Origin of the sequence: Streptomyces sp. NPDC101225, from assembly GCF_044767585.1 — a bacterium.
Classification (GTDB): domain Bacteria; phylum Actinomycetota; class Actinomycetes; order Streptomycetales; family Streptomycetaceae; genus Streptomyces.
Window position 1 is genome coordinate 38,748 of record NZ_JBIWOE010000019.1, and the last position, 18,743, is coordinate 57,490.

Below are 18,743 nucleotides of genomic sequence, written 5' to 3' on the forward strand. Positions count from 1 at the left end.
TCAGTCCCATTCCAGGCCGCCGCGCCGCCATACGTACGCGTACGCGACGAAGACGGTGAGCACGAAGAGCAGCATCTCCACGAGCCCGAAGATCCCCAGGGCGTCGAAGGTGACGGCCCAGGGGTAGAGGAAGACGATCTCGATGTCGAAGACGATGAAGAGCATCGCCGTCAGGTAGTACTTGATGGGGAAACGCCCGCCGCCGGCCGGCGTGGGGGTCGGCTCGATGCCGCACTCGTAGGCCTCGAGCTTGGCCCGGTTGTAACGCTTCGGACCGATCAGCGTGGCCATGACCACGGAGAAGATCGCAAAGCCTGCCCCGAGGGCTCCCAGTACGAGGATGGGCGCATACGCGTTCACCGCTCCTCGCTCCTCTCAGTCGGCACTGACTGCTGGCGATGGCGGGCTCACACCCGCCTCACACGCCCCTCTCACCCCGTCCTTCCCGACGAAGATCGAGAACATGTGAAGCAGGTCACAAGCCCAACTGCCTCGCATCTTATGCCCGACGCTCTGTGATCTGCGACACGGGGTATTGCACAAGCTTTGTGATCTCCACCACCTGACGAAGGATCATGAAGTCGGATGAGCGGTGATCTTCGCACGTGAAGCGTCCGACTGGTCACCAGAGGTGATATTTCCGCTTGTCGGCGCAGTTCGGAGGGGGCGTCTCCATATCAAGATGCTTCCCTTGCATGCAAATTGGCGATGGACGACCCGTCCTGATAGAGGGGCCCGTTCACACGTCAGAGGGAGGGCGACCGTGCGGTGTGGACGCGTGCACGCGTTCACGAGCGGAGCCCGGTCGTGATCCGGGCGCAACCTCGCCGTGATCTACGCGCGGGACGCACCCACCGGCGTGACCGTTGCGTGACCTCCGCCACACTCATGAGAGGCGCATGAGAACGGGGCTTGGCCAACTGTCTCAACCGATGGTAGGTGCGGGGCAATTCGGGCGTAACGATGAAAGACCGTGATCACGAGGGCAATGAGCCCCGCCCGCAATGTCCGTTACGGCGTCAATAAGGCCCGCTGGAACCAGGTTTCGGAGCGTCAGTTGAACAACTGTGGCGCAGCACACGTTTCTTGAAGGTATGGAGGAGCCCCTGATACCGGTTGTTCTCATGTCCCACACCGCTCACATACGCAGCCACCGGAAGCCCCGCCGCACCGCGACGACGTCGCTCGCGATGCGCGTCGGTGTGACCGGTGGCGTCCTCAGCCTGGCAGCGGCGGGTGCGTCGGCCTCGGCGAGCGCCGCCGAGCCGGTGACGCAGACCCTCGAACTGCCCACCCTGACGGCCGATCTGGCCTCTCAGGCCGCCCAGTCCGCGGACGCCACGCAGCAGGCGGCCGCGAACTACCAGCTGCAGGCCGAGCGTGACGCGGCCGCCGCAAAGGCCGCCAAGCAGGCCAAGACGGACCTCGCCGAAGCCAAGCAGAAGGCCGCGGCCAAGAAGAAGGCGGCCCAGGAGGCCGCTCGCAAGGCCGCTGCCGAGCGCGCCTCGCGCAGCACGGAGCGGACGACCCTGTCCGCCTCCGCGAGCTCCACGAGCACCACCAGCTCCTCCACGGCCACCGGGTCGGCCGCGGCGGTCATCGCCTTCGTGAAGGCTCAGGTCGGCGACGCGTACGTCTCCGGCGGCACCGGCCCCAACTCGTGGGACTGCTCCGGCCTGGTGCAGGCGGCCTTCAAGCAGGTCGGCGTCGACCTGCCGCGCGTCTCGCAGGACCAGTCGACGGCCGGCACCCAGGTCTCGCTGAGCAACCTGCAGCCGGGCGACATCCTGTACTGGGGCGGCGCGGGCAGCGCCTACCACGTGGCGGTGTACGTCGGCGACGGCATGTTCGTCGGCGCCCAGAACCCCTCCACCGGCGTCGTCGAGAAGCCGCTCTCCTACGACCCGCCGACCGGCGCGGTGCGGGTGCTCTGACGCCCGGCACCGCACGAACGGACGGAAGGGGCGCAGCCGCTCGGGGGCTGCGGCCCTTCCGTCCGTTTCGCCGGGTTCAGCCCGGATCGAAGGTGTTGGGCAGGCCCAGTTCGTAGCGACCTCGTCGGCCCGTTTGAGGGGTTCCATCTCCGGCGGGCGGTACAGCTCCCGGATCTCACACGGCGCGGCGTCCGAATGGTCCGCACTCAGCAGTGCGTTGACGGCCCGCCGCGCGGACTCGTTGGCCCCTCCGTCGTCGCCAGGTCGACGTCCGTGCGGACGTGGTCGCCGGCGAGGAGGACGTTCGGGATCCTCGTGCGGGCCGAAGGGCGGTGGCAGAGCGTGCCCGTGGGATGCACGAGCAGCTGCTCGCGGTTGTGCGGGTCCGGGCCGCCCAGGCCCGTCACCGCCGGGTCCATGAACCAGCCGAGGCGGTCCTCGTCGGTCCGGGTCGTCCCGCCGGAGTCGTTCAGGGCGTCCTTGGACTGCGCCCAGAGTTCGGCGACGATTTCGTCCTCGGTGCGCCGTCTGGCCGTTTTGCCGTACAGGATGCCGGGCTTGTCCCACTCCGAGATGATCGCGGAGAGGCAGTCGTGCGCCCGGCCGTCGCCGTAGTCGCGTGCGAAGTCCCGCCCGTCCCAGAACTGGGCCTGTCCGACGGCCGTCACCGACCACGGCCAGTCGAGGCGGTTGACGTGGCCGTGCACGACGGGAGTGGGCGTGCGCAGACAGAACATCACGCCGGTCATCCAGTCCGTCCGCAGCGCGTCGCACCCGGCGAGGTGCGGGTCGGCCGCCCGCACGCCGCGCCCCATGTCGCGCGCGGGTGCTCGACGGGAAGCGCCGAGACGTAGTGGTCGGCGGTGGCCGTGCGTTCCCGGCCGCCGTCGCGTGCCAGGACGCGTACGCCGGTGACCCGGCCGCCGGCGCAGGAGACCTCCTGGACCTGGGTTCCCATGACGAACTCGACACCGAGCGAGCGGAGGTGGTCCGCCCAGGGGTCGATCCACGCCTCGCCGGTGGGGGCGTCGAGCACGCGGTCGATGTCGGCGTCGCCGTCCAGGCCCCGGCCGAGCAGTCCCCACAGGATCAGGGCCTCGATGACGACGCGGCCGACGGTGCGCGTGGACGCCACCTCCGCGCGCGTGGCGACGAGATTGCGGGTCTGGCCGATGCCGAGGAGGGTGCGGTACTCCTTGCTCATCCGCCCGGCCCGGATGAAGTCCCACCACGCGACCTTCTCCCACCGGTCCTCGCGGCGGGCGTCGCAGCTCGTGAGGTGACGAGGACGCGGTCGGCGAAGTAGGCGGCCTCGTGGGCGGGCAGGCGGGTGCCGAGGTCGAGGACGGAGGGGATCTGGTCGCGGATCCAGGACGGGGTGATGTCGCCGGGGGCGGGCGGCGTGGTCGCGCGGCGCCGCGGGAAGTGCAGGTCGGGCCGGCCGGCGCCGCGGGCGAACAGTTCCCCGGTGGCGCCCCGCGGGTTGCCGTGGACGCCGCTCGCGTTGCCGGGGAAGGGGATGCGGCGCATCGTGTCCGGCAGGTTCCGGTGGAAGCCGGGGAAGAAGCGGAAGCCGTGCTCGCCCGGCAGGGGCCTGCGGCCGCCGCTCGCGGTGCCGGGCACGTCCATCGAACGGGCCTTGCCGCCGAGGGTGTCGTAGTACTCGTAGACGGTGACGGCGTAGCCGCGTTCGGCGAGTTCGTGGGCCGCGCCGAGGCCGGAGACCCCGCCGCCGAGGACGGCGACGCGCTTGCCGGCGCCCGCCGCGCCCGCGCGTCCCGCGGGCCGTAGGGCGAGGGCTCCGACCGCTCCGGCGGCTCCGGCGGCTCCGGCGGCTCCGGCGGCTCCGGCGGCTCCGGCGGCTCCGGCGGCTCCGGCGGCTCCGGCGGCTCCGGCGGCTCCGGCGAGGAAGCGTCTGCGGGTGTGACCGGAGAACTCCTGCGCCTGCGCTGTGGGTTCTGTTGTCATGAGAACCGGAGGGTGGGCAGGGGCTCCGCGGGCCGGAACCCGGTTGTCCCGCCACCCACGGCATCCTCACGACGACAGGGAGACACAGACATGCCCAGCGTGTTCCTGCAAGGCAGGCCGGTCGAGTCCTATCCACGGTTGGCACCGGAGGCCCGGCGTGGCTCGGTGCGGCGGATCACCGAGGCCGGCGAGGAGGTGCTGCACAAGCCGTGCCGGGACGTCACCGAGTTCGGGCCCGACCTCGCAGCACTCATCGACGACATGTTCCTGACGATGTACGTCGCCGAGGGCGCCGGGCTCGCGGCGAACCAGGTCGGCGTCGGTCTGCGGCTGTTCGTCTACGACTGTGCGGACGACGAAGGGGTCCGGCACGTCGGGCACGTCGTCAATCCGGTCCTCGACACCCTCGCCCCCGCCGGGCGCCGGCTGCTCGACGACGGCGAGGGGTGCCTGTCGGTGCCGGGTGCCCTGATGGACGTGGCGCGTCCGGACCGGGCCGTGGTGCGCGGCCTGGACAGGCACGGCGAGCCGGTCGCCGTCGAGGGCACCGGGTACTTCGCCCGCTGCCTGGAGCACGAGACCGACCACTGCGACGGGCGGCTCTACCTGGACCGGCTCTCGGCACGCGGGCGCAAGGACGCGCTGCGGCAGGCGGCGGACCGGCGCGAGGAGGTGTTCGCCCGCCGGGCCGCCAACGTCGAGGCGCTGGGGCGCTGACTCACGCCTTCGGGGCCACCTTGCTCAGGCCGTTGATGATGCGGTCCATCGCGTCGCCGCCGGTCGGGTCGGTCAGGTTCGCCAGCATCTTCAGGGTGAACTTCATGAGCACCGGGTGCGTCAGGCCGCGCTGGGTCGCGATCTTCATGACCTTCGGGTTGCCGATGAGCTTCACGAAGGCGCGGCCCAGCGTGTAGTACCCGCCGTAGGTGTCCTTCAGGACGCGCGGGTAGCGCTGCAGCGCCAGTTCGCGGCTCGCGGGCGTCGGGCGGGCGTGGGCCTGGACGATGACGTCGGCGGCGATCTGGCCGGACTCCATGGCGTAGGCGATGCCCTCGCCGTTGAAGGGGTTCACCAGGCCGCCGGCGTCGCCGACCAGCAGCAGGCCCTTGGTGTAGTGGGGCTGGCGGTTGAAGGCCATCGGCAGGGCGGCGCCGCGGATCGGGCCGGTCATGTTGTCCGGGGTGTAGCCCCAGTCCGCGGGCATCGAGGCGCACCAGGCCTTCAGGACCTCGCGCCAGTCCAGGTCCTTGAAGGAGGCCGAGGTGTTGAGCACGCCGAGGCCGACGTTGGAGGTGCCGTCGCCCATGCCGAAGATCCAGCCGTAGCCGGGCAGCAGCCAGTCCTGGGGGCCGCGGCGGTCCCACAGTTCCAGCCAGGACTCCAGGTAGTCGTCGTCGTGGCGGGGCGACTCGAAGTACGTCCGTACGGCCACGCCCATCGGGCGGTCCTCGCGGCGGTGCAGGCCCATCGCGAGCGACAGCCGCGTGGAGTTGCCGTCGGCGGCGACGACCAGCGGCGCGTGGAAGGTGACCTCGCGCTTCTCGTCACCGAGCTTGGCGTGCACGCCGGTGATGCGGCCGGTGCGGTCGTCGACGATCGGGGCGCCGACGTTGCAGCGCTCGTACAGCCGCGCGCCCGCCTTCTGGGCCTGCCGGGCGAGCTGCTCGTCGAAGTCGTCGCGCTTGCGGACCAGGCCGTAGTCGGGGAAGGAGGCGAGATCCGGCCAGTCGAGCTGGAGCCGGCTGCCGCCGCCGATGATGCGCAGGCCCTTGTTGCGCAGCCAGCCGGCCTCCTGCGAGATGTCGATGCCCATGGCCACGAGCTGTTTGACGGCGCGCGGGGTGAGGCCGTCGCCGCAGACCTTCTCGCGCGGGAACTCGGTCTTCTCCAGCAGCAGGACGTCCAGGCCCGACTTGGCGAGGTGGTAGGCGGTCGTGGAGCCGGCCGGCCCCGCGCCCACGACGATGACATCGGCGGTGTTCTCGGAGAGCGGCTCGGTCGCGACGGTCACGGCGGGATCTCCCCAACTTCGAAATCTCTGTGCCGGACGGCACGGGACAGGGGCAGTCTATGCAGCAGCATTGATCACCCGGCTGAAGGGCTGCCCTCGTGAACCGAGCTCTCCCCGTCGTACGGCTGCGCGTCCCCACCGACGAGGACGCCGTCGCCTGGCACCGGATATTCGACGATCCGGAGGTCATGGAGTTCCACGGCGGCGCGTCCGCGGAGCTGTCCGTCTACGAGGAGCTCACGGCCCGCCAGCGCCGGCACGACGCCGAGCGGGGGTTCTGCCTGTGGACCATGGTCGACGACTCCGGGCGGGTCGCCGGCTTCACCGGCGCCCAGCCGTGGCCGCGGGACTGGGGGCCGGCGGGCGAGATAGAGATCGGGTGGCGGCTCGGGCGGGACTTCTGGGGCAAGGGGTACGCCACCGCGGCCGCGCAGATGACGCTGGAGCGGCTGAGGGCGGCCGGGGTCGCCAGCGTCGTGGCGATGGTCAGACCCGGAAACGAACGGTCCATCGCGGTCACCAAGCGGCTCGGCATGGAGCTGAGGGAGACATATCCGCATCCGCAGCTCCCGGAAGAGGCACTCTGCTTCGCACTCGACCTCAGGACTGGTCACACTGAGTAACTGACTGCTACAGAAAGACACTTGGCGCTTCCGGACGGCACCCTCTTGCGGTTACCCTGCCAGTACCGCTGGGGGTGACATCTGTGCGCATAACGCCCAAAACACCCGAAGTGCGCGTACCGCGGCTGGTCGGACTCATGGCCATGGACGCGCGCAAGACGGCCGAGGCCACCGGCCTCTTCCTGAACGCCCCGGACCGGCCCGACTTCCACCAGACCGTCGTCGAGTACGTCGTACGGCAGTACCCGCAGCCCAATGCCGAGGTGCCCCGGGACTCCGTGATCTACGTGTGGTTCGACTTCGGCGAGGGGGACGGCGGCGGAGGCGTGCGCGAGCCGCGCATCCCCGGGCCCCCGGGCGGCGGGATGCAGCGCGAGCTCGACGAGCCGGGCGACCCGTACGTCGTCAGCTCTGCTTGAACCCGCGGTGCAGGGCCACCACCCCACCCGTGAGGTTGCGCCACGCCACCTTCGACCAGCCGGCCTTCTGCAGCCGCTCGGCCAGCGCGGGCTGGTCGGGCCAGGCGCGGATGGACTCGGCGAGGTAGACGTAGGCGTCCGGGTTGGACGAGACCGTGCGGGCGACCGGCGGGAGGGCGCGCATCAGGTACTCGGTGTAGACCGTGCGGAAGGGCGCCCAGGTCGGGTGCGAGAACTCGCAGATCACCACCCGGCCGCCCGGCCTGGTCACCCGGTACATCTCGCGCAGGGCCGCGTCGAAGTCCTGCACGTTGCGCAGCCCGAAGGAGATGGTGACGGCGTCGAAGGTGTCGTCCCGGAACGGCAGCCTCGTCGCGTCGCCCGCGGTCAGCGGCAGCCAGGGGTGCTTCTGCTTGCCGACCTGCAGCATGCCGAGCGAGAAGTCGCACGGGACGACGTACGCGCCGGTGCGCGCGAACGGCAGCGAGGACGTCACCGTACCCGCCGCGAGGTCCAGGACCTTCTGCGCGGGCCGGGCGTCGACCGCCTTCGCCACCTCCCTGCGCCACACCCGGTCCTGGCCGAGCGACAGCACGTCGTTGGTCAGGTCGTACCGTTCCGCCACGTCGTCGAACATCGAGGCGACTTCGTGCGGCTGCTTGTTCAGGGAAGCGCGGGTCACCCCGCCATTGTTGCAGCCCGCCCTCACGGGACGAGCCGCGGCTTCTTCTTCGCGGCCACGTCCTCCACCCAGCCGCACACCAGGACGAACACCGCGATCAGCAGCCAGCCGACGCCGAACATGAACCACTGGCTGTCGAGCGGCAGATACCTCTCGAACGCGGGCACGTTCCAGAACTGGTCGATCAGCGGGACCGCCAGGATCAGCGCGATCTCGTGCCAGAGGTAGATCGTCACGGCGCGCGCGTTGAAGATCGTCACGGTCCGGTCCAGCCGCCGCAGGCGCCTCAGCCCGGCGAAGTCGACCCTGAAGCGCGCCTTCGCCCACATCAGCAGCATCACGAAACCGGCCGACCAGAAGGCCTGGGCGAGCGGGTTCTCGTCGAGGTCGTAGGTCCCGAAGTCGGCCTGGTGGGCGACGGCGTACCAGCCGCCGTAGGCCATCGCCGCGAGCGAGACCACCGCGACCAGGGCCGGCCTCGTCCGCTGCAGGACGCCGTCGCGGTGCGCGAAGCCGAGCATCCAGCAGAAGAGGTACGTCGACAGGTCCCACAGGGCACTGCCGAAGCGGTTGTCCGGGCCGGACCAGACGAAGTTCAGGACCAGGACCGGGACCAGGGACAGCAGCAGGACGAGGACCGGGGCGAGCCGGAAGATCCTCAGGAGCAGCGGGGACAGCAGCACGAACCACAGGTAGGTCCGCAGGTACCAGAGGATCTCCCACGCCTGCTCGCCCCACGCGTTGCCCGGCGGGTCGCCGAGCGGCACGACCCAGTAGACGATCTGCCACCCCGGCATCCAGCCGTGGATCAGCATCGCGAGGACCACGAAGACGCCCCAGAACCAGAACGGCGGGAGCAGCCGTCTGAGACGGCTCCTCAGCACCTGCGGCGCGGGGCGCTCCAGGGACTTCGCCATCAGGGTGCCGGCCAGGCCGAACATCACCCCCATGGAGGGGAAGACCAGACCGGCCCAGGCCCAGCCGAAGGTGTGGTACGTGACGACGCGTATCAGCGCGACAGCGCGCAGGGTGTCGAAGTAGCGGTCGCGTACGGGGGGCCGGGGGCGCGGGTCGGCGGCCGGGGCGGCGGTTTCGGTGACGGCTCCTCTTCGGTGCGAGCCCATGTCAGCCCACCCCCGCCGGCGTTCCGACCTCGCCGGTCCGCTTCAGCTTCTGCCAGCGCAGGCGGCCGCCGGTGAGGGCGGTGATGCAGGAGTGGATGAGGACGAGGTACATCATCTGGCGGTAGGCCAGTTGCTGGAGCGGCATCATCAGCAGATACCGGTACTTCTCCCGGTCGAGGCGGAACGCGTAGGCCGCGCAGACGAGTTGCACGCCGAGCACCGCGAGCCAGGCGAGCAGCGCCGCGGTGAAGTCGACGAAGATCATCGAGTAGGCGGTGAACACGTCGATCAGCGGGGCGCAGACGGGCGTGACGATCTGGAAGATCACCACCAGCGGCATGCCGACCCGGCCGAAGCGGCCCGACGGCCCCTTGTCCGTCAGCGACCTGCGGTGCTTCCACAGCGCCTGCATGGTGCCGTAGGACCAGCGGTAGCGCTGCGACCACAGCTGCTTGAGCGAACCCGGCGCCTCCGTCCAGGCCCTGGCGTGCTCCTGGTAGACGACCCGCCAGCCGGCGCGGTGCATGGCGATGGTGATGTCGGTGTCCTCGGCGAGGGTGTCCTCGCTCATGCCGCCGACCTGGAGCACCGCGTCGCGGCGGAAGGCGCCGATCGCGCCCGGGATGGTGGGCATGCAGCGCAGCAGGTCGTACATGCGGCGGTCGAGGTTGAAGCCCATCACGTACTCGATGTGCTGCCAGGCGCCGATGACCGTGTTGCGGTTGCCGACCTTGGCGTTCCCGGCGACCGCGCCGACCCCGGGGTCGGCGAAGGGCTGCACGAGCTGCCGTACGGTCTCCGGCTCGAAGACCGTGTCGCCGTCCATCATCACGACGATGTCGCAACTGGCGCTGCGGACACCGTTGTTGAGGGCGGCCGGCTTGCCCGCGTTCTCCTGGCGGATCACCCGGACGTTGGTCATGCCGAGTGCGTACGCCGCCTCGCGCGCGATCTCGGAGGTGCCGTCGGTGGAGCCGTCGTCGACCACGATGATCTCGATCGGATGCGTGCTGCGCGACAGCGACTCCAGGGTGTTGGCGATGCACTCCTTCTCGTTGTACGCCGGGACGATCACGCTCACCGGCCGGGTGACCGGCGGTCCCCAGCCGAACCGGCGCCGGTTGCGCTGCCGGTAGTGCCGCCGGGCGAGGATCACCATCATCCCGAAGCGGCCCATGACGGCCACGCCCACGACGATCAGTCCGGCCGAGAGCACCGGCAGGGCGTACTCGGCCACGGCGACGGCCACGATCAGCGCCTTGCCCTCGTAGAGGGTCGCGCCGGTCGCCTCGCGGTGGGCGGCCTGCAGCCCGCCGGTGGCCGAACCCCCCTGTGCCGCCTGCCCGTCGGGACCACTGCCCGAGCCCGCGCCCGCGACGGCGGCCCCCGCGGGAGCACCGGTCCGGGCGCCGCCCGCGTTCTGCTGCTCGACGACGCCGCTGACCGTGGTGAAGGTGTAGCCCTTCGCCTTCATCTTCCTGATGTACTTCGGCAGCGCCCTGATCGTCTGCGTGCGGTCGCCGCCCGCGTCGTGCATGAGGACCGCGGCGCCCGACGTCCCCTTGGGCGTCGCCCAGTCGACGATCTTCGAGACGCCCGGCTTCTTCCAGTCGTCGCTGTCGGTGTCGACGAAGACGCTGGTGTATCCCTCCTGGCCGAGCCTCTTGTAGACGGGCCAGCTGTAGTTGTCGATGGCGTCCGTCTCCGAGGAGTACGGCGCCCGGAACAACGTGGTCGTGATGCCGGCCGCGCCCGCGAGCGCGAGCTGGGTCTGCTCCATCTCGCGGTCGACCCGGGCGTCGCTCTGGTACGAGAGGTCGACGTGGGTGAAGGTGTGGATGCCCACCTCGCTGCCCTGGCGGACCATGTCCCGCACGATCCCCGGGTGGCGCGAGACCATCGAGCCGACCAGGAAGAACGTGGCCGGGACGTCGTTCTCCTTCAGGATCTTCAGCACCTGGGGGGTGTACGTGGGGTTCGGGCCGTCGTCGAAGGTGAGGGCGATGGTCTTCTTCGGCACCGAGACCGTCGCGGCCCGCCCGCCCCGGAAGGTGAGGATGGGCCCGCCCTCGATGATCCTTTCGGGGACCTTGCTGGAACTGGCCCCGGTGCGCACGCGCTCGTCGCCGCCGACCTCGGCGCGCAGATAGCCGTCGAGCAGCAGGACGCTGGTCAGCCCGAGCAGGACCAGCAGCGCGAGGATGACGCGCGGCTTCTGGAGGGCGGCGGCCCTGCCCGCGGCCCGCTGCATACGGCCCGGGGCCCGGCGGCGGCCACGAGAGGTGGATGTCGTCGTCATGAGTGCGGCCGCGTCCCGGTCATCCGGCCGTGCCGGCGGAGGCGGACGCGGACGGGGCGGAGCCCGGCGGGCCGCCGTGGGCGGCGCCCGTGGGCGGCGTACCGCTGGGCCGCGCGCGGGGCGTGCCGACGCCGCCCTGCGGCTCGGCGCCGCCGGGGCCGCCGCCCGCGAAGGGCAGCAGCGAGGACGGGGTCCCGGTGCCGATCCCCATGAAGGCCAGCCCCAGCACCACGGCGTACCCGAGGCAGAGCACGCCGGCGAGGAGGCCGGCCCGGCGCAGCAGCTTGGAGCGGCGCCCGGAGTTGTCAACGAACACGGGCCCCTCGGCGGGCCCGTTACCGCGTTTGCGGCGGCGACCATGCCCGGTCGCATGGTTTTCGATGGCAGGCTCGGAATGCATTCCCCAGACGTTAGGGAGTCTTTATGTGACCGGGTCGCGCCTTCTTGTGAGACAGATATGAGAAACGCCTCTGACTGTCTCCCGCCTGTGGAATATCGTGAATGCCTGCACAACTCCGCACGAGGAGGAAGGGGTTGAATGTCCCGTTCCGCCTGCCCGACTCACCCGATTCATACCGTTCCTCCCCTGTGTTTCCTGTGTATGAGCTGGTTTCATGAACACCAGCCGCGTGTGAGACGTTTCCCTTTGGAATGAGCCTTTGTTTCGAGCTTGAGACAGAAATCACGAGAGCGGGTGCTGAGTAATGCCGAGTTTCCGGAAGCCGGTGGCCGGGCTCACTTGTCTGTTCGCCCTGGCCACGGCGGGCTGTTCCGCGGGCTCGGGCGCCGGCACGGATGCGGCGCGGGAACCGGCGACGTCCGGCACAACGGCCGCCGGGTCGTCCGGCACGTCGTACGCCCCCTACGTCAGCGCGACGGACGCCGCCGCCACCGACTCCAGCGGCTCCCCCGCCGCGTACAACCTGGCCTTCGTGATCTCCGACGGCAGCGGCTGCACGCCGAAGTGGAACGGCGAGCAGGCGCTGACCGATCCGGCGGTGACGGCCCGCGTGGCGAAGCTGAGGAAGGGCGGCGCCGTGCGCGTGTCCTTCGGCGGCGCCTCGGGCAAGGAGCTGGCGTCCACCTGTGGCAGCGCGTCCGCGCTCGCGGCGGCGTACGGCAGGGCGCTGGACGCGGCCGGCGCCACCCGCGCCGACTTCGACATCGAGGGCGACGAGCTGACCGACACCGCCTCGGTCGCCCTGCGCTCCGAGGCGATCGCCCTGCTGCAGAAGGAGCGCCGCGACCTGGAGGTCTCCTTCACGCTGCCGGTCATGCCGTCCGGACTGGACGCCGACAGCCTGGCGCTGCTGGAGTCCACCAACCGGTACGACGTCCAGGTCGCCACGGTCGACCTCATGACCATGAACTACGGCGAGTCGTACACCGGCGACATGGGCGACTACGCCCTCACCTCGGCGAAGGCGGCCCACGCGCAGCTGAAGAAGGTGTTCGGCCTGTCCGACGCGGGCGCCTGGCAGGGCATGGCGCTCACCTCGATGATCGGCGTGAACGACATCACCGCCGAGACGTTCACGCTCTCCGACGCGGCACAGGTACGGACGTTCGCGGAGCAGAAGGGGATCGCCTGGGTGTCGATGTGGGCGACGTTCCGGGATCAGCAGTGCGAGAAGGGGAAGTCGACGCGGGACGACGCGGCGACCAACTGCAGCGGCGTACAACAGAGTTCGGGAGCCTTCGGGCGGGCGCTGGCAGGCTAGGGCGTGTGGCGAATGTCCCGCCTGCCCTGCGGGCGGACGACGCTGCTTTCGCAACACGTCCTAGCGGCGCCGGTGCACCAGGCGTCCGGCGCACACCGTGGCGATGCAGGCACCGGTCCCGTCGAAGACCGCGAGGTCGGCGCGGCCGGTCGGGACGATCGCCGTCGGGCGGGCGCGGTCGAGGAGGACGACGTCGTTCCGCTCGGCCGCGGCCCGCAGTTCGGGCGAGTCGACGTACCTCTCCAGGACCGCGACCGCACCCAGCTTCAGCACGGCGTGGATGCGCTCACGCGGCGACGGCGCCTCCGGAAGGGGGCCTTCGTGGACGCGCGCCGGCCCCAGGATGCCGGGCCAGCTGCGAACCCGCGCCCCCGGGAACCGCTCGCGCAGCTCCGCCAGCGGGCCCACCGCGCCGATCCGGTCCCGCCCCACCACGACGGCGCCGTTCCCGATCGGCTCCGCATCCCAGCTGCAGCGGACCTCGTCCGCCGCGTGAATGGTCTCCAACTCGCCCTCGGGTCAGCTCAGTTGGACGCCAGGAGCTTCAGCTCCGGGTGGGCCGTGCCGCCCGCGATCGCGGTGGAGGAGATGTGCGACATCACCCGCTCGTCGACCGGGTCGTTCGCCGGGTCGTCGTGCACGACGATGTGCTCGTAGGTCGTCGTCCGCTGGGCCGGGACCCGCCCCGCCTTGCGGATCAGGTCGATGATCTCCAGCCGGTTGGAGCGGTGCTTGGCACCGGCCGAGGAGACGACGTTCTCCTCCAGCATGATCGAGCCGAGGTCGTCCGCGCCGTAGTGCAGCGAGAGCTGGCCGACCTCCTTGCCCGTGGTCAGCCAGGAGCCCTGGATGTGCTGGACGTTGTCCATGAACAGCCGCGCGACGGCGATCATCCGCAGGTACTCGAAGAGCGTGGCCTGCGTACGGCCCTTCAGATGGTTGTTCTCGGGCTGGTAGGTGTACGGGATGAAGGCGCGGAAGCCGCCCGTACGATCCTGTACGTCACGGATCATCCGCAGGTGCTCGATGCGCTCGGCGTTGGTCTCGCCGGTGCCCATGAGCATGGTGGACGTGGACTCCACGCCCAGCCGGTGCGCGGTCTCCATGATCTCCAGCCAGCGCTCGCCGGACTCCTTCAGCGGCGCGATCGCCGTGCGCGGCCGCTCGGGGAGCAGCTCGGCGCCGGCACCCGCGAAGGAGTCGAGGCCGGCGGCGTGGATGCGCCGGATCGCCTCCTCGACGGAGACCTTCGAGATCCGCGCCATGTGCTCGACCTCGCTCGCCCCCAGGCTGTGGATGACGAGCTGCGGGAAGGCCTGCTTGATGGCGGAGAAGTGCTTCTCGTAGTACTCGACGCCGTAGTCCGGGTGGTGCCCGCCCTGGAACATGATCTGCGTGCCGCCCAGCTCGACGGTCTCGGCGCAGCGCCGCAGGATGTCGTCGAGGTCGCGCGTCCAGCCCTTCGCCGTGTCCTTGGGAGCGGCGTAGAAGGCGCAGAACTTGCACGCCGTGACGCAGACGTTCGTGTAGTTGATGTTGCGCTCGATGATGTACGTCGCGATGTGCTCGGTGCCCGCGTACTTGCGGCGGCGCACGGCGTCGGCGGCGGCGCCGAGCGCGTGCAGCGGGGCGTCGCGGTAGAGGTCGAGCGCCTCCTCGGGGGTGATCCGCCCACCTGCGGCGGCACGGTCGAGGACGGACTGGAGGTCGGCCTTCTCGGTCACCGGGGCGTCCCTTTCGTCAAGGAGGTCAAGAGGTGCGCGCGGAGCGCTCGGAACAAGGCTGGTGGTGGGAGACGGGCGGGCAGACCCGACCAGCCTACGCCAGGCGTTTCACGCGTCCGACGTCAGGCCGCGCAGGCCACGGCGCCGTCAGGCGGCGTAGGCGCCGGCGAGGAGCCCGGCGAACGCCCCGGCGATCAGGAACGGCCCGAACGCGATGGCCGTCCTGCGCCCGGCCCGCCGTACGGCGACGAGCACGCCCCCGTACACCGCCCCGAGCAGGAACGCGGCGAAGGTGCCCAGCATGAGGGTCGGCCAGCCGTACCACCCCAGCGCGGCGCCGAGGCCGAGCGCCAGCTTCACGTCGCCGAAGCCCATGCCGCCGGGGTTGATCAGGAACAGCAGGAAGAAGGCGCCGCCGAGCACGAGAGCGCCGTACAGGGAGGTGAGCCAGTCGCCGGCGTGCTCGGGCAGCAGGGCGGCCACGCCGAGCAGGACCAGCGCACCGCCCGCGAGCGGCAGCGTGAGCACGTCCGGCAGCCGCTTCACCCGCAGGTCGACGGCCGCGAGCAGCACGCCGACGGGCCCGAGCAGCAGCCACACGCCCAGCTCGGGCCGGGTGCCGGTGGCGGCGGCGAGGGCCGCGCAGACGAGGGCCGTGGCGACGATCAGCGGCGCCGCCGGCCCATAGGCCGCCTCCGCGGACGGGCACTGCCCGCAGCGCGCCCGGCCGAGCCACCCGGTCACGGGGTGCCCGCCGGGACACCCGTCGCGCCAGTCCTGCCCGGACTCCACGGAGAAGCGGTACGCGGCGCGGGGCAGCAGCGCTCCCGCCGCCGCGCCCCACAGGGCGGCGACGGCGCTCAGCAGGGCCGTGCTCACACCGCCGTTCATCCCACGGCGGCGACGCCGCTGCGCCAGGACGGCAGCAGCTCGTCCAGCAACGCCTCGGTGCGCGGCGGCAGTCCACGGGCGCCGCTGCGGTCCACGAGGTCGGCGGCGAGGGCCTGGAGGCGGTCCGTGTCGCCGGTGGCGTGGGTGGCACGCAGCAGTTCGTTCCACAGCCGCTCGTCGGCCGGGGCGGAGTTGAGGGCAGCGCCCAGCGCCTCGATCGCCTTCTCCGCGCGGTCCTTCTCCAGGTGGAAGGCGGACAGCGCGAGCCCGATGTCCGCGACGAGCAGCGGGAGCTGGGCGTCCACGATCTCGTGGGTGAGCCAGCGGTAGCGGCCCTCGGGACGGTCGGCGAGCAGCGGGCCGCGCACCAGCACGAGCGCGTCGGTGAGCAGCCGCCCGCGCACGACACGGCTGTCGACGCCCTTGCCCTGCGTGGCCTCGTGGTAGAGCGAACGCAGCACGTCCAGGTCGGACACCACGGACTTGGCGAGCACCAGACGCCCGGTCGCGTCGGCGGAGAGCCGGGGGCGGCCGTCCGGATCGGCGCCGAGCCAGTCCGCCAGCCGCTCCAGCAGGGCGTCCCGTACGTCCTCGGTGACGCCCCGCGGCCACAGGGCGGAGGAGAGCACCCGCGGGTGCACGCCCTCGCGGTGCAGGAGCAGCAGCGCGAGCGCCTCGTGCAGCAGCGCGCTCCGGTCGCCGTCCGGGCTGTCGAGGCCGATGATCTCGTACGGGCCGACGAGGCGCGCGTACACCGCGGGCCGCCCCTGCTCGCTGACGTCCACCAGGAACGGCGGGGTCGGCGCGGGCCCCTGCGGGTCGCGCTCGGGGTCGGCCTCGACGAACAGCTCGACGACGGCGCGCTGGGTGGCGAGCGGCAGCATCTGGGCGTCGAGTTCGAGCCCGAGCAGCGGGGCGAGCAGCTTGCCCTCGCCGGTGACCTCCATCTCCCAGGCTGCACCGGGCAGTTCGCCGCTCTCGGTGCCGACGAGGTAGCCGATGCCGAGCCGGCTCGCGTCGGAGGCGAGTTCGGCGAGCTTGACGGCGTCCTCGGCCGACGGCTGGGCGGCGAGGAGGACGAGGTGCGGGGCCCAGCGGGTGTGCTGGGCGGGTCCGGTGCGCCCGGTGAGCACGGAGTCGTGCCCGGCGGCCCCGAGGGCTCCCCGCCGCTGCCGCGTCTCGGCCTCCATGGTCTCGACGAGGTCGTCGACGCCGTCGAGGTGGCGCAGCCGGTTGGGTGCGAGGGGGGTGAGGTCCTCGCCGAAGCCGACGAGGGTGATGGTCATGCGGTCCGACCACCCGTTGGTGGCGAGCTCCGCGGCGACGGAGGCGAAGACGGCGGCCCGGTCGGCCTCGCGGCCGCTCAGGGAGACGATGCCGGGCACGGACTCCAGGTTGAGCAGAAGCCGCGAGTCGTCCATGGTCCCGAGGCTGACGAGGCCCGGGTAGGGGGCGGCGGTGTCGACGTCCTCGTACCGCTCGGCGTCACTGCGCGCCAGCATCCAGAACGTCTGGTCCTGGCCGAGCTGCCAGGGCGCGGGCGGCTTCCCGGCGGGCTGGGCGAGTTGCAGGTGCAGATCGCCGTTGCTGAGCCAGGCGGCGTAGACGGTGGGCAGGGCGCGCGACTCGCCGGCGAGCTGGGCGGCCAGACCCCGCAACGACCGGTCCAGCAGTCGTACGCCGTCGGGGTCGGCGCCGACGAGCAGGGCGTCCTGCGCGTCCGCGGCGTCGCCGGTCGGCGTCGGCGGCTCCATGCCGCGCCGCCCGGCGACGGCACCGAGCGCCGACTGCCACAGCGCCTGCCGACGCCGCCGTCCGAGCGCGCCGAGGAGACCGGCGGCGAGCAGGGGGGCGCCGATGAGGGCCTGGGGCAGGCCGAAGGCGCTGCTGGAGCTGTCGGAGGCGCTGGACGCGGCGGGCGCGGTGTGCTGGTGACCGCCGTCGGCGGAGGGGCGCTGCGCGGGGACGGAGACCTGCTGGTCGCCGCCTTGGGCGTGGCCGCCGTCCTGGGCTTGGTCGCCCTGCGCGTGGCCGCCGTCCTGGGCTTGGTCGCCCTGCGCGTGGCCGCCGTCCTGGGCTTGGTCGCCCTGCGCGTGGCGGCCTTGTGCGTGGTCGCCTTGTGCGTGGTCGCCGGACTTGGCGTAGTCGTGGAGCTGCTGCTGGAGGCCGGAGGAGGCGTGGGCGTGGGCGTGGGCGTCGGGCGCCTCGACGAGCTCGCCGCCGTGCGCGTCGCCGGGCATCTCCATGATCCACCCGGGCCGGATGAGGCTGGCCTCCGACAGCCGCGAACCGTCCGGCTGGACACGGTCCTTGTTGAGTTCGTAGATCTCCTTGTACCGGCGCCCGTCACCGAGGTGCCGCTGGGCGATCTCCCAGAGGGAGTCGTGGTGGCGGCCCTCGGGCGGCTGGATCCGGTAGTACTTCGTGTCACCGTGCTGCTGGGCGGTGCGGCCGGCGTCGGCCTGCGCGTGCGAGGCCTGCTCGGCGAGGGCGGCGGCGGTGCTCGCGGCCTGCTCCTGCTGCTGGGCGAAGATCCCGGGCGTCGCCTGGGCCGCGGCCACGGTGGGCTTCTGGTTGCCCTCCATGCCGTGCCCCAGCTGCGACAGCCCCGGCGTGAGGCTGGCGGCGGTCGCGCCGACGAGCAGCAGCGCGGCGACGAGCTGCCGCGCCAGCAACTGGCTGGGTCCGGCCCCGGGAACGCGCCCGGGCACCCCGACCCCGGACAGCGCGGCCTTCACCTCGACCAGCACGCAGGCGGTGAACTGGGCCCAGGCCAGCCACACCACGACGGTCAGGATGTGCAGGAAGGTCGTGACGGTGATCTCCTGCCGCAGCCAGTCCAGACTCGGCACCCCGTGCGGCAGCGGCCATCCGATCAGCACGGCGAGCGCGCCCGGGACCCCGACCACGAGGACGAGCAACGCCACGAACGCGAAGAACGCCTTGACGACGTCCCCGAACGAACGCCGCCGCACACGGACGGCTTGCGGTGTCCGGTTCCTCGGGCCCGTAGCGGCCGTCGAGTTGCCCGTCGAGCGTCCCGTCGAGCTTGAGGTGCTGCGTCGCGGCATGGCGGTGTCCCGGGTCGTGTGATGAAGGTGAGTGGTGAAGGGCGAGTCGTGCGGGGCGAGTTGCGGCTGGCGGGTTGCGGCTGGCGGGTTGCGGCTGGCGGGTTGCGGCTGGCGGATGATGGCTGGCGAGGCGTGGCTGGCGGGTGATGGCTGTGGGCGTAGTGAGCCTACAGAGATCTTATGGACTCCGATTTGGGACGTCGAAGGCCGGACGGGACGACGCGAACACGCCTGCCACCCGGTACGTCACTCCGTGCCCCCTAAGTCCGGTTCGCC

General features: G+C 71.5%; 15 protein-coding genes and 1 pseudogene. 5 read left to right on the forward strand and 11 right to left on the reverse strand.

Annotated elements, in window-relative coordinates; translation table 11 throughout:
* Window positions 1-360: an NADH-quinone oxidoreductase subunit A gene (locus tag ACIRPX_RS25110; RefSeq protein ID WP_003992243.1), complete on the reverse strand. Its 360-nt coding sequence runs from the start codon at window positions 358-360 to the stop codon at window positions 1-3.
* A 764-nt stretch (window positions 361-1,124) separates the two neighbouring features.
* On the opposite strand from ACIRPX_RS25110, the gene ACIRPX_RS25115 reads away from it, so the two are divergent.
* Window positions 1,125-1,934 carry a C40 family peptidase gene (locus ACIRPX_RS25115; RefSeq protein ID WP_404198649.1) on the forward strand — a complete coding sequence of 270 codons (810 nt, stop codon included), beginning with the start codon at window positions 1,125-1,127 and terminating at the stop codon, window positions 1,932-1,934.
* Window positions 1,935-2,010: 76 nt separating this feature from the next.
* On the opposite strand, the pseudogene ACIRPX_RS25120 reads toward ACIRPX_RS25115, so the two are convergent.
* Window positions 2,011-3,902 (reverse strand): annotated as a pseudogene (locus tag ACIRPX_RS25120) (FAD-dependent oxidoreductase).
* 90 nt (window positions 3,903-3,992) lie between these two features.
* Between ACIRPX_RS25120 and def the strand changes: the two are divergent.
* Window positions 3,993-4,619 (forward strand): peptide deformylase, encoded by a 627-nt coding sequence (def, locus tag ACIRPX_RS25125; RefSeq protein ID WP_404198652.1) that lies wholly within the window; start codon window positions 3,993-3,995, stop codon window positions 4,617-4,619.
* 1 nt (window position 4,620) lies between these two features.
* Here the strand turns inward: def and ACIRPX_RS25130 are convergent, their stop codons facing one another.
* Entirely contained in the window at window positions 4,621-5,913 is a 1,293-nt protein-coding gene (locus ACIRPX_RS25130) for a geranylgeranyl reductase family protein (RefSeq protein WP_404198655.1), read from the reverse strand.
* 98 nt (window positions 5,914-6,011) lie between these two features.
* On the opposite strand from ACIRPX_RS25130, the gene ACIRPX_RS25135 reads away from it, so the two are divergent.
* On the forward strand, window positions 6,012-6,536 hold the full coding sequence (locus ACIRPX_RS25135; protein WP_404198657.1) for a GNAT family N-acetyltransferase: 525 nt from the start codon (window positions 6,012-6,014) through the stop codon (window positions 6,534-6,536).
* A 110-nt stretch (window positions 6,537-6,646) separates the two neighbouring features.
* Complete coding sequence (locus ACIRPX_RS25140) at window positions 6,647-6,955, forward strand: PASTA domain-containing protein (RefSeq protein WP_404198660.1); 309 nt, start codon at window positions 6,647-6,649, stop codon at window positions 6,953-6,955.
* On the opposite strand, the gene ACIRPX_RS25145 is transcribed toward ACIRPX_RS25140, so the two are convergent.
* From ACIRPX_RS25145 to ACIRPX_RS25160, 4 genes are read right to left on the reverse strand one after another with little or no spacing between them, the layout of a single operon-like run.
* Entirely contained in the window at window positions 6,942-7,637 is a 696-nt protein-coding gene (locus tag ACIRPX_RS25145; RefSeq protein ID WP_404198663.1) for a demethylmenaquinone methyltransferase, read from the reverse strand. The two genes, ACIRPX_RS25140 and ACIRPX_RS25145, sit on opposite strands and share 14 nt — an antisense overlap.
* 23 nt (window positions 7,638-7,660) lie before the next feature.
* Window positions 7,661-8,761, reverse strand: a complete 1,101-nt coding sequence (locus tag ACIRPX_RS25150) for an acyltransferase (protein ID WP_404198665.1) — start codon at window positions 8,759-8,761, stop codon at window positions 7,661-7,663.
* A 1-nt stretch (window position 8,762) separates the two neighbouring features.
* Window positions 8,763-11,060, reverse strand: a complete 2,298-nt coding sequence (locus ACIRPX_RS25155; RefSeq protein WP_404198667.1) for a bifunctional polysaccharide deacetylase/glycosyltransferase family 2 protein — start codon at window positions 11,058-11,060, stop codon at window positions 8,763-8,765.
* 19 nt (window positions 11,061-11,079) lie between these two features.
* Complete coding sequence (locus ACIRPX_RS25160; RefSeq protein ID WP_404198670.1) at window positions 11,080-11,376, reverse strand: hypothetical protein; 297 nt, start codon at window positions 11,374-11,376, stop codon at window positions 11,080-11,082.
* A gap of 388 nt (window positions 11,377-11,764) precedes the next feature.
* Between ACIRPX_RS25160 and ACIRPX_RS25165 the strand changes: the two genes are divergently transcribed.
* Window positions 11,765-12,781, forward strand: coding sequence for a chitinase (locus ACIRPX_RS25165; protein ID WP_404198672.1), 1,017 nt, complete (start codon window positions 11,765-11,767; stop codon window positions 12,779-12,781).
* 60 nt (window positions 12,782-12,841) lie between these two features.
* Here the strand turns inward: ACIRPX_RS25165 and ACIRPX_RS25170 are convergent, their stop codons facing one another.
* The 4 genes from ACIRPX_RS25170 to ACIRPX_RS25185 all read right to left on the reverse strand — a co-directional run bounded on the left by ACIRPX_RS25170 (window position 12,842) and on the right by ACIRPX_RS25185 (window position 18,467).
* Entirely contained in the window at window positions 12,842-13,288 is a 447-nt protein-coding gene (locus ACIRPX_RS25170; RefSeq protein WP_404198674.1) for an imidazolonepropionase-like domain-containing protein, read from the reverse strand.
* 17 nt (window positions 13,289-13,305) lie between these two features.
* Window positions 13,306-14,505 (reverse strand): cyclic dehypoxanthinyl futalosine synthase, encoded by a 1,200-nt coding sequence (gene mqnC, locus ACIRPX_RS25175; RefSeq protein ID WP_404198677.1) that lies wholly within the window; start codon window positions 14,503-14,505, stop codon window positions 13,306-13,308.
* A gap of 147 nt (window positions 14,506-14,652) precedes the next feature.
* Window positions 14,653-15,396, reverse strand: a complete 744-nt coding sequence (locus ACIRPX_RS25180) for a prepilin peptidase (RefSeq protein WP_404198680.1) — start codon at window positions 15,394-15,396, stop codon at window positions 14,653-14,655.
* Window positions 15,393-18,467, reverse strand: a complete 3,075-nt coding sequence (locus tag ACIRPX_RS25185; protein WP_404198682.1) for a BTAD domain-containing putative transcriptional regulator — start codon at window positions 18,465-18,467, stop codon at window positions 15,393-15,395. Before ACIRPX_RS25185 ends, ACIRPX_RS25180 begins: the two co-directional genes overlap by 4 nt.
* Window positions 18,468-18,743: the final 276 nt, after the last annotated feature.